This is a genomic window from Pedobacter gandavensis, assembly GCF_032678465.1.
Taxonomy (GTDB): Bacteria; Bacteroidota; Bacteroidia; order Sphingobacteriales; family Sphingobacteriaceae; genus Pedobacter; species Pedobacter gandavensis_B.
Map to the genome: position 1 here is coordinate 212451 of NZ_JAVTSK010000009.1, position 15778 is coordinate 228228.

The 15778-nt window shown below is 40.6% G+C and carries 11 protein-coding genes; 10 read left to right on the forward strand and 1 reads right to left on the reverse strand.

The window, feature by feature from the left end; genetic code table 11:
- Positions 1-2 precede the first annotated feature (2 nt).
- From R2Q94_RS17130 to R2Q94_RS17175, 10 genes are all read left to right on the forward strand, one after another.
- Positions 3-2177, forward strand: coding sequence for a S9 family peptidase (locus R2Q94_RS17130; RefSeq protein WP_316822692.1), 2175 nt, complete (start codon positions 3-5; stop codon positions 2175-2177).
- A gap of 155 nt (positions 2178-2332) precedes the next feature.
- Complete coding sequence (locus R2Q94_RS17135) at positions 2333-3142, forward strand: ABC transporter permease (protein ID WP_316822693.1); 810 nt, start codon at positions 2333-2335, stop codon at positions 3140-3142.
- Between the two features lie 11 nt (positions 3143-3153).
- Entirely contained in the window at positions 3154-3927 is a 774-nt protein-coding gene (locus tag R2Q94_RS17140; RefSeq protein ID WP_316822694.1) for an ABC transporter ATP-binding protein, read from the forward strand.
- Between the two features lie 4 nt (positions 3928-3931).
- Entirely contained in the window at positions 3932-4933 is a 1002-nt protein-coding gene (locus tag R2Q94_RS17145) for an MlaD family protein (RefSeq protein WP_316822695.1), read from the forward strand.
- Between the two features lie 140 nt (positions 4934-5073).
- On the forward strand, positions 5074-5271 hold the full coding sequence (locus R2Q94_RS17150) for a YtxH domain-containing protein (protein ID WP_316822696.1): 198 nt from the start codon (positions 5074-5076) through the stop codon (positions 5269-5271).
- A gap of 242 nt (positions 5272-5513) precedes the next feature.
- Positions 5514-6608 carry a sensor histidine kinase gene (locus tag R2Q94_RS17155; protein WP_316822697.1) on the forward strand — a complete coding sequence of 365 codons (1095 nt, stop codon included), beginning with the start codon at positions 5514-5516 and terminating at the stop codon, positions 6606-6608.
- Positions 6609-6618: 10 nt separating this feature from the next.
- Complete coding sequence (locus R2Q94_RS17160; protein WP_316822698.1) at positions 6619-7377, forward strand: LytTR family DNA-binding domain-containing protein; 759 nt, start codon at positions 6619-6621, stop codon at positions 7375-7377.
- Between the two features lie 133 nt (positions 7378-7510).
- Positions 7511-8695, forward strand: coding sequence for an efflux RND transporter periplasmic adaptor subunit (locus R2Q94_RS17165; protein WP_316822699.1), 1185 nt, complete (start codon positions 7511-7513; stop codon positions 8693-8695).
- Between the two features lie 24 nt (positions 8696-8719).
- Positions 8720-11875: an efflux RND transporter permease subunit gene (locus R2Q94_RS17170; RefSeq protein ID WP_316822700.1), complete on the forward strand. Its 3156-nt coding sequence runs from the start codon at positions 8720-8722 to the stop codon at positions 11873-11875.
- A 2-nt stretch (positions 11876-11877) separates the two neighbouring features.
- Positions 11878-13296, forward strand: a complete 1419-nt coding sequence (locus R2Q94_RS17175) for an efflux transporter outer membrane subunit (RefSeq protein ID WP_316822701.1) — start codon at positions 11878-11880, stop codon at positions 13294-13296.
- Positions 13297-13367: 71 nt separating this feature from the next.
- On the opposite strand, the gene R2Q94_RS17180 is transcribed toward R2Q94_RS17175, so the two are convergent.
- A complete protein-coding gene (locus R2Q94_RS17180; RefSeq protein WP_316822702.1) occupies positions 13368-15731 on the reverse strand; it encodes a PAS domain S-box protein in 2364 nt (787 codons plus the stop codon).
- Positions 15732-15778 lie beyond the last annotated feature (47 nt).

A 15778-nucleotide genomic window follows, 5' to 3' on the forward strand; every position in this document is an offset into this window, starting at 1 on the left:
AAATGAATATTAAGAAAGTATTTTTTAAACTGGCAGTCCTCCTGATTTTAGGAAGTTATGGACAAAGCTATGCGCAAAAACAATCGGACCTTAAATGGGCTAAGGACGGTAATTCCTATTATCAGGTCAAAGAATCTGGCATTGTAGCCATCAGTCTTCCAAAAAACGAGGAAAAGATCATTCTGGACCCAAGTTTCTTATATGCGAATGCCAATAAGGGAATCGGAGCCATCAAAGATTTTGAAATTTCTGCTGATGGTACTAAAATTCTGTTGTACACCAACAGCAAAAAAGTATGGAGATATGAAACCCGTGGAGATTATTTTGTTGCGGATTTGAAAACAAAAGAAATGATCAAAATCGGTAAAGACAGGCCGGCTTCTTCATTGATGTTCGCAAAGTTCTCTCCGGATGGAAATAAAGTAGCATATGTGAGTAAACATAACATCTACGTAGATGATTTAAATACCCGCAGTACAAAAGCATTAACCAGTGATGGTACTGACCGCATGATCAATGGTACATTCGACTGGGTTTATGAAGAAGAGTTTGACTGCAGGGATGGTTTCAGATGGAGTCCGGATGGAGCTACGATTGCTTATTGGCAGTTAGACGCACGTGACATCAGGAATTTTCTCATGATCAACAATACAGATTCTATTTATTCTTTCAATATCCCGGTAGAATATCCTAAAGTTGGACAAAATCCTTCGGCCTGTAAAGTGGGGATTGTGGACATCAATACGGCTACAACCAAATGGTTAGCAGTTCCAGGAGATCAGATCCAGCATTACATTCCCAGAATGGAATGGATTCCAAACAGCAATGAAGTGATCCTTCAGCAATTGAATAGAGAACAAAATGAAAGTAAACTGTTTGTTGCCGATGCAAATTCAGGAGCAGTAAAAAACATTTATACAGAAACCGATAAAGCCTGGATCGATGTGGGTCAGGGTTGGAACTGGGTAAATGGTGGAAAAGAATTCCTTTGGTCGACCGAGAAAGATGGATGGCGTCACCAGTACCGCATTAGCAAAGATGGTAAAAAAGAAAGCCTGATCACCAAAGGTGATTACGATGTCATTGAAACTGCATTGGTGGATGAAAAAAACAACCTGCTTTACTTCATGGCTTCTCCTGATAATGCTACTCAAAAATATTTGTATAAAACCAAACTTAGTGGTGGCGGAAAAGCAGAAATGGTAACTCCATCTATTTTGCCAGGTACCCATAATTATGAAATCTCGCCAAATGGATTATTTGCGCGTCATAGTTATTCTAGTGGAACTGTACCACCCATCACAGAATGGATGAAATTGACCACCTTGAATCCTTTCACGATGGAAGGCAGTATCACCAATCAGCTGGGCAGAATTAGAGCACAGAAAAATCCGGTAGAATTTTTCAAAGTAACCACTGAGGATGGTGTAACCATGGACGGATGGATGAAAAAACCAGATAACTTTGACCGTACAAAAAAATACCCTGTTGTATTTTATGTCTATGGCGAACCCGCTTCTCAAACGGTAACAGATACCTATGGTGCTGGTCGGAATTTCTTATACAACGGAGACATGGCTAAAGACGGTTACATCTATATCTCTGTAGAAAATCGTGGTGCACCTGCTCCGAAAGGCAGGGAATGGCGTAAAAGTATTTATAAAAACATAGGTACTTTAAACATCCGTGATCAGGCCATGGCTGCAAAGAAAATCATGGAATGGCCATTTGTTGACAAAGACAGAATTGCCGTTTGGGGATGGAGTGGTGGTGGATCATCTACTTTAAACTTACTTTTCCAATATCCTGAGATTTACAAAACAGGAGTTGCTATTGCAGCGGTTGCGAATCAGCTGACCTACGACAACGTTTATCAGGAGCGCTATATGGGCTCACCCTTAAAGACGACAGATGCTTATGTAAAAGGATCACCAATCAGCCATGCGAAAAATCTGAAAGGTAATCTATTGTATATCCATGGTACCGGAGATGACAATGTGCATTATCAGAATGCTGAAATGCTGGTGAACGAATTGATTCGTTACGGAAAAATCTTTCAAATGATGTCATATCCAAACCGTACACACAGCATCAGTGAAGGAGATGGTACTTTTCAGCATTTATCGCTGACTTACACCGACTTTCTAAAGAAAAACTGTCCTCCAGGAGGAAAATAACCTATATTATTCAAAGAATGGTCTGTAATTTACAGGCCATTTTTTATTACTAAAACACCATATTTCGGATAATATCGTTAATATGGCGCAAAATTTGATAAGCGTTGCACATCTCTGTTATAACACTTATTATCTGAACACATCGATACACATTAATGGATAACAAAGCTGAAAGTCCAGCCATTTTACAAAAACAAGCCAAGCCACCTGGAAAAATTACCAGGATGTTCCTGACACTATATGACGTATGTCAGTTCGTCACCCGGTTTTTCAAGGAAGGATTTCTTCCGCCTTACGAAGGGAAAGAACTGATGAGACAATGTTACGACATCGGCTATCGTTCGCTTGCCCTGATCTCCCTAACCGGATTCATCACTGGCATCGTATTTACAAAACAATCGAGACCCTCACTGGCAGAATTTGGTGCCACCTCTTGGTTACCTTCATTAGTCGGCATTGCCTTACTCAGAACCCTTGCTCCCCTCCTGACTTCGCTAATTGCTGCAGGAAAAGTAGGTTCCAGTATTGGTGCAGAATTGGGCTCGATGCGTGTGACTGAGCAGATCGACGCCATGGAAGTATCCGCCACTAATCCTTTCAAGTTTTTAGTGACCACCAGGGTTCTCGCTTCCACCATTACCATTCCTATTCTTACCTTTTACACCGCAATGGTGGGTATGTTAGGCGCCTTGCTCAATGTTTCCTTATTTGAGGACACCAGCGCAAGAGCTTTCTTCCAGGCTTCATTGGAACAGATTACCTTTTTAGACATTACCGCCTCCACAGTAAAAGCCATTATTTTTGGATTTACCATCGGCATTGTAGGCTGTTATCAAGGTTATAACTCCTCCAAAGGGACTGAAGGTGTAGGTAAAGCGGCCAACTCCGCAGTAGTGATCGGAATGTTTCTGATCTTTATTGAAGAGGTGGTTTCCGTACAATTTTTTGGTTTATTCAGGTCTTGATCTTATAAATAATGGAACAAAAGAAACCCACCAATATGGATAAGGAAAAGGTCATAGAGATCAAAGGGCTGTACAAGTCTTTTGGTACCTACGACGTATTAAAAGGTGTAGACCTGGACCTTTATAAAGGTGAAAATTTAGTGGTTCTTGGGAAGTCAGGAACCGGAAAATCAGTATTGATTAAGATAATTGTTGGCTTACTCACTCCTGATCAGGGCGCTGTAAAAGTGCTCGGCCAGATGGTGGATGAAATTAGTTACAAACAACTGCTGGCCTTAAGGTTAAAGGTAGGTTTCTCATTTCAGAACAGTGCGTTATACGACAGTATGACGGTGAGACAAAATCTGGAATTCCCACTGGTAAGAAACCAACGAAACCTTAGCAAAGGAGAAGTAAATCTGGCAGTAGAGCGAGTGCTTGATGCTGTTGGCCTGCTTCAAACCATCAATCAAATGCCATCAGAACTTTCCGGTGGACAAAGAAAAAGGGTTGGTATTGCAAGAACACTCATCCTTCAACCGGAAGTGATGCTCTATGATGAACCAACCGCTGGCTTAGACCCAATTACCTGTTTGGAGATCAATAACCTGATCAATGAAGTACAGGAACGTTTTCATACCAGTTCTATCGTCATCACGCACGATCTGACCTGCGCAAAAGCAGTAGGTAACCGGGTGGCGATGTTACTCGACGGAAAATTTGAACGTCAGGGAACCTTTGAAGAGGTATTCAATACCGATGATGATCGGGTAAAACCATTTTACGAATATAATTTTATACAATAACAATATGCAGGTAACAGACACGCGTCGCAAAGTAACAGTAGGAGTATTCGTATTCCTTGGACTACTCATTTTTGTACTAGGAGTTTTTACGTTGGGAGGCCAGAAAAAGACATTTGTAAAAAGCTTTACTGTTGATGTTGTTTTTAATGATATCCAGGGCCTAAAAGCAGGAAATAATGTTTGGTTTTCAGGTGTAAAAGTTGGAACCATCAAAAAAATACAATTCTTCGGTACATCACAAGTACAGGTATTCCTGAATATTGAAGAGGAAGCACATAAATACATCCACAAAGATGCTACTGCCACCATCAGCTCTGATGGTTTGATTGGTAATAAAATCATTGTTGTAACAGGTGGTACGCCTAAATTCCCATTTGTGGAAGACGGTGATCGCTTAAAAGCCAGCAATGCGCTGTCTACGGATGATATCATGAAAACCTTCCAGGTGAACAATAAAAACCTGGTAGATGTGACTTCAGATTTTAAAATTCTTGCTAAGAATCTTGTAGAAGGCAAAGGCGCTGCAGGTGCTTTACTGGCAGATCAGCAGATTGCAGATAATTTTAAAGCCATTGTACAGAACTTGAAAGTAACTACAGAAGCAGCCAATAAAATGGCTTTGGATTTAAATACGTTTACCAGAAAAATGAATACTAAAGGTGGATTGGCAGATAAAATGCTGACCGACACGATGGTATTTTCACAATTACAGGCTTCAGTGAATGAATTGAAAAAAACAGCCAGTTCTGCTGCCGCTTTAACAGACAATCTAAATAGAGCAAGCTCTAAATTAAACCAGAGTGATAATGCCGCAGGTTTATTATTAAACGATCAGAAGGCAGCAGATCAAATCAGGGTAATCATGGAAAATCTGGAAGGAAGTAGCAAAAAGCTGGATCAAAATATGGAGGCCTTACAACACAACTTCTTATTGAGAGGTTTCTTCAAGAAAAAAGCAAAAGCAGAGGCTGAGGCAGCAAAAACAAAAACACCGGTTCAACCCTAAACTCAGTTTACATTTTATTTAATAGACCTGCTCCCGGCATTTTCGAAACCAGGAAGCAGGTCTTTTTTTTAAAACACAAAACTATTCCAGTATGATCTTGTTTTTAAATGGAAGCAATTAACCAATAAAAATAAACCATTATGGGCCTACTAAAATCTCTACTTATCGGTGCAGCAGTTTATGGGGCTGTAAAATATGCCACTAAAAAAGGTGCCAATGGCAAATCTCTTGTCGACGAACTGACTGAGCAGGCTCCGGAATGGCTGGACAAAGCGAAAGAATTCGGAAATGACCTCAAGCAACAGTACCGTGCAACAACAGATCCTTACCAGGAATAAATAGTCTGATCTATTTAATTCATCAAAATCCACTAAAACCCTAGTGGATTTTTTTTTTAGGGCGATTTGGGTAATTCATTTCTCCGCTTGAGCTGCTAATTTAGTCAGCTGGGTAAAATTGATGAATGGCGACTATAGCTATTTCCTATTTTTGTGGAATATAAACGCGACATACCGATCCCCCTCCTCCATTATACAGCTCATTTTATGTAATTTTGCCTTAAAAGCATACTAAAGAAAATATGGTGAAAACCCCCACAATTCTTTCAAAACCATTAAACAGACACCTCCGTTTCATCACGATCCCATTGATATTTGTGGTGCTGAACTTATTATCTTATTTCCTAAATCCCTACAGCCCTTATTACCAGCAGTATTTCGATAGACCAGCACTGGAGATTATAACGGACGCCAGTTTAACCATGCTTTTTTGTGTGTTGATTTTTGAATTGAGTGTTTTCAATTCCTCCATACTTGATAAAGTGATTCCATGGACAGAGCGTCCTTTTATGCGCTTCAGTATTCAATTACTCACACAAATTGTTTTTGTCATCGTGCTGATGGTATTGCTATATTATATTGGCTCACTAGTTTATACCTATAAGGAAAAACCCACTTTCGAGGAAGAGCTCAATAGCATTCAATTTGTCTATGTATGTGTCATTATGGGGATTCTCATCAGTGCGGTAACCACTGGCAACTTCCTTTTACGAAAATGGACTGCGACTATGATGGAAGCAACCGCGCTAAAACTGAAAACAGCAGAATTTAAAGAGATTGCCATGCAGGCAGAGCTGGAATCACTAAAGCTACAGCTTGATCCTCATTTCATGTTTAATAACTTCAGTACGCTTTCCGAGCTGATCTCTGAAGATCAGTTGAAAGCGGAGGTTTTCCTAAGAAACCTTTCCCGTGTGTACCGATACATGATTGTAAACCTCAAAAAAAACATTGTCTCCCTGGAAGAAGAACTCAAGTTTGTAGATGCCTATTTATACCTGATCAGAATCCGCTATGGAGAAAATGTAATTGTTTCCGTAGACATCAGCAATGATGACGACCGAGGAATTCCTCCCATTACTCTACAACTACTGATTGAAAATGCGATTAAACACAATGCCGCAACCAAAAGCAGTCCATTATTAATTGAAATATACAATACAGACTCCCACATTGTGGTGACTAATAACATTCAAAGAATTAAATTAGCAATTCCTTCTGCCCGAATTGGCTTGCAGAACATTCGAAGCAGGTATGCACTCTTATCAGAAGATCTTCCATTCGTGATAGAGACCGACCATTCTTTTGCCGTTCATTTACCTTTACTTCCACTATAGTCCCTCCAATATGAATATTCTCATTATCGAAGACGAACAACCCAATGCCAACAGATTGATAAAATTACTTGCAGAGCTGAGGGCAGATGTACACATCATGGGGGTTTTGGCCAGTGTAGAAGAAAGTGTAAATTACCTGACACAACATCCACATCCGGATTTAATTTTAATGGATATCCGATTGGGTGATGGTTTATGCTTTGAGATATTCCCTAAAGTAACACTGCACTGCCCGGTGATTTTCACTACTGCTTATGATGAATATGCATTACGTGCATTTAAAATTTACAGTCTGGCGTATTTACTAAAACCCGTTGAAAAGAACGAGCTAAAAGAAGCCTTAAGTCTTTACGACCAGATTGTACAGGAAAGCAACCCAAATAAAGCATTGGATCAACTGGTAGATTATATCAAATCCAAATCTGTTATTTATCGCTCCCGCTTTCTTTTACCTTATAAAGATGGTTATAAAACCATTCTGGTTTCCTCTATTGATTATATCTATTCAGAGCATAAAATCACACACCTTGTACTGGATGACCAGAATGATCTGATTGTTCCTTTTACGATGGATGAACTGGAAGACCAATTAGATCCGGTATGCTTTTTCAGGGCCAACCGTCAACACATGATTCATATCAATAGCATTTTTTCTATCCATAATTATTTTAATGGTAAACTAAAAGTGATCCTGAAAAACAAAAGTGCAGGAGAAATTATCATTAGCAAGGAAAAATCAGGACAATTTAAAGCCTGGTTAGACCGCTAGATCTTAAAATTTCGGTTATTGTTTTTCTACGTTTCAGCAACGAAAATATCCATTTCGGTTAATTAATCACATTACCGCGCGGGATAGATTTTAAGTTTGCAGACATTTTAAATGAACATAAACCCTAATGAAGATGTCTTTCCCCTTAAACTTTAAAAACAATACCCGATATTTCCTGCTATTGTCCTTGCTCATTCCTACTGCAATTTTAAGCAGTTGCGGATCGAAGGCAGAACAGGAACAAGGAGCGGGAGCTCCGGCACCAGCACAGGAAATCCCTGTAATCGCTGTTATGGAACAATCTGCCACTACATTTAACGAATACAGTGCTTCCATTGAAGGAAAGGTCAATGTTGACATTCGCCCACAGGTGGATGGTTACCTGGACAAGATCTTTGTGGATGAAGGCGCTTTTGTAAAAGCGGGTCAGCCACTATTCAAAATCAACGACCGCGTATATCAGGAACAACTCAATACCGCCAATGCAGCTATGGAAGCGGCCAAAGCAAGCTTACGTACTGCTCAGATTGAAGTCAATAAAATCAAGCCTTTGGTGCAGAACAAAGTAGTTTCGGAAGTACAACTGAACACTGCAGAAGCGAATTATAATCAGGCACAAGCTGCTGTTTCGCAAGCAAAATCAACCATTGCTTCCGCAAAGATTAACATTGGTTTTACACTGATTAAAGCGCCAATCTCCGGATTCATTGGAAAAATCCCGAAAAGAGTAGGCAACCTGGTGGGCAAGGGAGATCAGGAACCTATGACCACGCTTTCTGACACCAAAGAAGTATATGCTTATTTTTCTATGTCTGAGCCTGCGTTCTTACAATTTAATGCACAGGTTGAAGGTGCAAACATGGCTGAGAAATTGAAAAAATTACCTCCGGTTACTCTGGTACTTGCAGATGGCAGCACCTATCCTCAAAAAGGAAGAATTCAGATTGTAGATGGCCATTTCGACAAGAATACCGGATCAATTAGCCTGAGAGCAATTTTTCCGAATCCAAATGGACTTTTACGTTCCGGAAACACCGGAAAAATTCGTCTGGAAGAGCAACATGAACAGGTGGTCATGGTTCCGAAAGCAGCCACAATGGATGTACAGGACAAAATTTTCGTGTACTTAGTTGGCCCTAAAAACAAGCTGGAACGTAGAGCGATCACAATTTCCGGCAAAAGTGGTAACAATTACCTGATTAAAGATGGCCTGAAAAAAGGAGAAACCATTGTGTATTCAGGATTGGATGGTTTAGCCGAAGAAGCTGAGATTAAACCAAAACCATTAAACGCAGACAGTGTTTACCGCGCCCAGTAATTTACCCTATTAATTCAAAAACAAATGCTACAATCAATTATAAGAAGACCGGTATTGGCAACGGTCATCTCTGTCCTCCTGGTACTCCTGGGGATAGTGGGACTTACCCGATTGCCGATTACCCAGTTTCCCGATATTGCCCCTCCTACTATTTTTGTTTCTGGTGTATATCCTGGTGGAAACTCAGAGGCCGTAATACGTTCGGTCATCACCCCTCTTGAAGAATCTATAAACGGGGTGGAAAACATGGATTACATGAAATCTACTGCCAGTAATGACGGTTCCTTCTCTGTATCTATTATCTTTAAACAAGGTACAGACCCTGATCAGGCTGCCGTAAACGTACAAAATCGTGTTGCGCAGATCAACAGTCAGATGCCACCGGAAGTATTACAGGCAGGGATTAGTACCTCCAAACAGCAAAATAGTAACGTGATGTACTTCAACATTTATAGTGAAGACCGCGCAAAATACGATGAGAAATTCCTACAGAATTACATTAAGATCAACCTTGTTCCTGAACTAAAAAGGATTCAGGGTGTGGGTCAGGTACAAATGTTTGGCTCAAAAGATTACTCGATGCGTGTTTGGTTAAACCCGCAAAAAATGGCGGCCAATAATTTGACACCAAGAGAAGTTACTGAAGCAATTGCTGACCAGAGTTTAGAAACTGCTCCAGGAAAATTTGGTGAGGAGTCTAAGGAGGCTATTGAATATGTGGTGAAATATAAAGGGAAGTTAAACTTACCTGAACAATATGAAAATCTGATCATCAAATCTACTGCAGATGGTGGTGTATTGCGTTTAAAAGACGTTGCCAGAATAGAATTTGGTGCAGCAAGTTATTCCAGTGATACCAAAATGGATGGTATGGATGCCGTAACCCTGGGAATTTTACAAGCCAGTGGTTCAAATGCCAATGAGATTGAAATTGCTGTTCGTAAATCCCTGATTAAAGCTGCTAAAGATTTCCCTAAAGGCATCAACTATGAAATTATCCAGAGTACTAAAGAAAGACTGGATGAATCCATCAGTCAGGTAAAAACAACCCTAATTGAAGCTTTTATCCTGGTATTTATTGTGGTGTTTGTCTTCCTGCAGGACTTCAGGTCTACCCTGATTCCAGCCATTGCCGTTCCTGTAGCAATTATAGGTACTTTTTTCTTCCTGCAACTGATCGGATTTACGGTTAACGTGTTAACCCTTTTTGCCCTGGTACTTGCCATTGGAATTGTAGTCGATGATGCGATTGTAGTAGTGGAGGCTGTCCATGCGAAGATGGAAGGCTCAGATTTGACAGCCCGGGAAGCAACGTATTCGGCCATGAGTGAGATCACAGGTGCTATTGTTTCCATCACGCTTGTAATGGCAGCAGTATTCCTACCTATTGGCTTTATGGAAGGATCTTCAGGAATTTTCTACAAGCAGTTCGCTTTTACCCTAGCCATTGCGATTTTAATTTCTGCGGTGAATGCCCTGACTTTAAGTCCGGCTTTATGTGCATTGTTCTTAAAGAACCCTCATGCAGAAAAAGAAGGCAGGAAAACAGGTTTTTCGCAGCGTTTCTTCCAGGCCTTCAATACCTCATTTGATCGGATGACGGAAAAATATATTGGTAGCTTAAAATGGCTGATCAAATTCAAATGGCTAAGTCTGGCTGGACTGGCAGTAGTGACCGGCCTAACCTTATGGATGTTGAACACCACACCTAAAGGATTCGTGCCAATGGAGGACGACGGTTTCATGATCTACTCCTTAACGATGCCATCAGGTACTGGCTTAGATCGCACAACCAAGTTCATCAAAAAAGTAGACTCTACTTTCAACACTTTTGAAGCAGTAAAAACGACGACGAGTGTATCCGGATTTAACATCATGAGTAACTCTGCAAGTCCGGCTTATGGACTAGGCTTTGTTAAGTTGAAAATGCCAAAAGAAAGAGGTGAAGTACAAAATATGGACGAAGTCCTAGGTATGGTGAATGCAAAGATGGCTACCTTAAAAGAAGGTACGGTCAGTGTATTCCGCATGCCTCCGGTTGCCGGCTATGGTGCAATTGGTGGGGTTGAATTTGTATTACAGGACAGAACCGGTGGAAATCTGCAAAAATTTAGTCAGGTTGCCAATCAGATTGTTGGTGAATTATTTGGGTTGGACGGCGTTGCCGTAGCATTTACAACCTTTAAAGCAGATTATCCGCAATTTGAACTGGAAGTAAACGATCAGAAAGCCAAACAGCTTGGTGTAAGTGTAAGGGAACTATTGAGTACCATACAGGTGTATTATGGTGGTTCTCAAGCCTCAGATTTTAACCGTTTCGGTAAATACTATCGTGTGAATGTAAAAGCTGATGGGGTTTACAGAACAGATAAAGAATCATTAAACATGGTTTTTGTGAAAAACAACAAGGGTGATATGGTACCAGCAAGTGAATTGGTTTCTGTACGAAAAGTTTATGGCCCGGAATCTGTAGACCGTTATAATCTTTTCAATTCTATTACCATCAATGCGATCGCCAAACCAGGTGTCAGCAATGGAAAGATTATGGATCAGGTCGAAAAATTACTGGCAGAGAAACTTCCAAATGGCTATAGTTATGAATGGAATGGTCTTTCGAGAGAAGAGAAATCTTCAGGATCACAGACCGTATTCATTCTGGCACTGAGTTTATTGTTTGTCTACTTCCTTCTTGCCGCTCAATATGAAAGTTATATCTTACCATTGGCAGTGATGCTATCCATTCCAACAGGTCTTTTAGGGGTATTTATTGCCATTAAGATCGCTGGGATCGACAACAACATTTATGTACAGATTGGCTTGATCATGTTGATTGGTTTATTGGCAAAAAACGCCATTCTGATTATCGAATTTGCATTACAACGTCGTAAAGAAGGCATGGATCTGATACCTGCCGCATTAGAAGGTTCAAAACTACGCTTAAGACCCATTCTAATGACTTCCCTGGCATTTGTGGCAGGTATGATTCCATTGATGATTGCTACAGGCGGATCAGCCATGGGTAACCGCTCCATCAGTACTGGTGCTGCGGGTGGAATGCTTGCCGGAGTAATCCTGGGGCTATTTATCATCCCGGTGCTCTTTGTCGTATTCCAATCTTTACAGGAAAAAATAACCGGAAAACCGGCACTGGAAACCGACCCACAGGTCAAATCTAATTAATCATGAATCACTCCACTAAAATATATGCCATTACTAGCCTTGCCCTACTCTCTGCAGGATGTAAGGTAGGCAAAGATTACAGCAGACCGGCAACCCAGTTGCCGGCACAATACCGAGCTGCTCAAAGCGCTACGGATTCTGTCAGTATTGCTGCATTAAGTACCAAAGTTTTCTTTAATGACGAGGCCTTACAGCAATTAATTGACAGTGCGAACATTAAAAACTACGACCTGCTGATTGCATTGAAAAACATTGAAACTGCAGATCAGAGTTTACGTGAGGCAAAGGTCAACTTCCTGCCGGAGATGGGTTTAAACATCCAGGCCAACTCTACCAAACCTTCAAAAAACAGTTTGAATGGTTTAAGTATGGGACAATTTTTAGGCACGACAACAGTTCAGGACTATAATGCCGCCCTCAATTTATCCTGGGAAATCGGACTCTGGGGAAAATTAAGAGGAATGAAAGCAAAGGCATTATCCGAATACCTGCAAACTCAGGAAGCTTCAAAACTGATCCGGAGTAAATTGGTTTCCAGTGTAGCTACTGGTTATTACAACCTATTGATGTTGGATGAACAACTACGCATCGCCAACAGGACAGTCGCTTTAAATGACAGTACTTTAAAAATGACTAAACTGCAATGGGATGCGGGTTTAACTACCATTCTTGCCATTCAACAGGCGGAAGCCCAGAAGCTCAGTTCTGAGCAATTGGTACCGGCATTACAGCAAAGTATCAGTATTCAGGAAAATGCCTTAAGTCAGCTCACAGGTACAATGCCTGCATCCATTCACCGCGTCAAAAAACTAAATGAAATTAGTCCGGCGGTTCAAATGCCTACAGGATATCCGGTGGCTTTATTGAACAATCGCGCCGATGTTAAGGCCAGTGAATATGCTTTACGTGCGGCCAATGATGCCGTTGGTGTGGCGCAGGCCAGCATGTATCCTGCACTGAACATTACCGCTCAGGGCGGACTAAACTCCTTTAAAGCCAGCAATTGGTTCAATATCCCAGGTTCACTTTTTGGAATCGTAGCCGGATCTGTGGCACAGCCTATTTTTCAGCGCAGGCAGCTAAAGACAAGGTTTGAAATCGCAAAAATTGAAAGAGAAAAATCCGTGTTGGCATTCAGACAAACAGTACTCTTAGCAGTAACTGAAGTCTCAGATGCTTTAACCATCTCTTTGCGATTAAAAGAACAGCTGACCCTGGCAGAAGCAAGAGTAAATACCTTACGCTCAGCCATAAGAAACGCAGATATGCTGTATAAAAGTGGCATGGCTACCTATCTGGAAGTAATTCTGGCGCAAGGGAGTTTGTTACAAAGCGAACTGGAATTAAGCGACTTAAAACGCCAGCGACTTGCTGCGGATGTAGCGCTTTATACTGCTTTAGGAGGTGGTAACAACGAGTAAAAATTCATAAATACCTCATGTACTGCGATGCCTTAAAAAGCATCGCAGTTTTTATAGGCAAGGCATTAAAATTATCGTGTTTTAAAGTAAATCGTAAAAGTTGTTCCGGTACCGAATTCACTTTCTACGGTTACCTTCCCCCCCATCGCATCAATCTGATTCTTAGAAATAAATAACCCTACTCCCCTGGAATCCGCATTGCCATTAAAGGTTTTATACATTCCAAACAACTCGGCACCATGTTTTTCCAGATCCATTCCTATGCCGTTATCTTTAATTTTTAAAACTATCTGCTCTCCTTGTTCGCAACTCAATTCAATAATTGGTGGCCGTTGCGGGTGACTGTAACGAATGGCATTGAAAATAAAATTGAGTAAAATACTTTCCAAATAGGCCGGGTTATAACTCACCAATACCTCCGCAGCCACATGATTAAGGATACGTGCCTTTTTCATCACAATCTGATCGTGCAGTACATCTAAGGTTCGGCTGATATATTCCCGCAACTCCAAAGGCTCCACAATTACATTGATATTCGTCTGAATGTTGACCACCTTATTGAGGTTTAACAGCGTTTCATTTAAAGAACTGGAAACTGTCTTTAACAGAGCCACCATTTCATTTCTTTCTTCATCAGAGCTTGCAGATTCAATCAATGTTGATATCGATTGTATATTACTCGTATGTGAACGAAGGTTATGAGATACTATATAGGAGAAATTCAACAACCTTTTATTCTGTTCATTCACTAAATCAAAGGAATGGTTCAGGTCTTTTTCTGCCTGCTTATTCTTCGTGATATCGATCATAATCCCCCGCAGCATGATCACTTTTCCTTCAGCTACCACCACATTTACGATATCCCTCAACCAAACAATACTGCCGTCTTTAGCAATCATTCGATATTCAAAATCATGTTCTTCCAGCTTATCTGCAAAAGAGTAGCAATAATGAAGACGATATTCCCGATCATCCGGGTGAATGTGATCCACCCAAAATGTTGGGGAAGCCAACCATTCTTCGCTGGTATATCCTAAAATATCTTTTGATTTTTTGCTGACGAAAGCAAATTCAAAGGTAAAAGGGTTTGCTTCCCAAACAATCCCATCAATCGTATTGATCAGGGACTCTATACGTTGTCTATATTCTACCGCAATTTGTTCGGCCTCCATTTTCTCCGTAACATCTTCGACAATGGTAATGTGACTGGTTGGCCTGGTTCCTGGCTGCCATAAGGGGGTAATCATCAGATTAGCCCAAACTACTGAGCCATCTTTATGAATATACCTTTTCAGCAGTTCAAATTCAAGAATCTCCCCTGACCTCATTCGCTCAAAATAGCGAAGGTCATTCTCCAGGTCATCCGGATGCGTTAACAAAGAAAATTGCTTGGCTTGCAGCTCTTCTGCTGAATAGCCTAGAATTTTACAAATACGAGAGTTCACATGGAGCAGGGTGCCAGTATTGGAATCTACCTCCATAATTCCTATAGCTGCCTGGTAGAATATCGTTTTAAACTTCAGTTCATTTTCAAGAAGCTTGTTCGCCTGGTCATACACGAGTTTCTGCAATTCTGCTGGCTTTTTGAACACCAGCGACACCAAAAATCCACTGAGCATAGCGAGAAAAATAGCAAATAAAGTGGGGATTATGATTTTCAGATAGGGCTTATAGCCCGGAATGCTCATCATGTACAACTTCCAGTTGCCATCAGAAAAGGTCAGACTTTCCTGAACCGCTTCAGGTGTGGATTTTATTTTTGGAAGAAAGAATTCTTCCGTACCATTTACCGGATTTAATTTAGACAATTGAAAAGCATAACGATGGTCCGTCACCTCTTTAATCCCTGCTTCCTTTAAAAAAGTATCCAGCTTAATGACTACAGCTGAAAAGCCCCAAAACTTATCATTAAAAAACAGAGGCATCCGTCCAACAATCCCAAGTCCCCCTTGCTGGAGTTTCATTGGCCCGGCAAAATACATCTTTCGATCTTCCTTTGCTTTTTTTGCATCTAGAGTAATCTCTTTAGAGAGCTTAAAAATATTTACATTTAAAGCCGGCTCATTCCCTTTTAAAGGGTAAATGTATTTAATGATCCCATCCGGAACAAGCTCTACTGCCTGTAAATTAGGATTGGAATTGATCAATTGTGCAGCTACACCCTCGAAATTATTCGGTACACCATCCCCGTTAATGGTTAAACCTAGTGTCAACGCTGCAGTATAACTATTTTTCAGTGATTGATCTACATTATACCGCACTACATTTAAGACCCGATTCATTTCCAATCGCTGATCGTCTTTTACCATCTTATAACGTTGATTGGCAATGTAAAGAATCAATGTGATGAGCAACAAGGAAATAACCGCACCGGTTATTTTGGGCTTTCTAAATAAAATATTGGTACTGTAAGATAGTTTTTTCTCTAAGTTCATTTTGTTGCCAGACAGAGCCTAAATGTAATATTTAATTTTTACTTTTA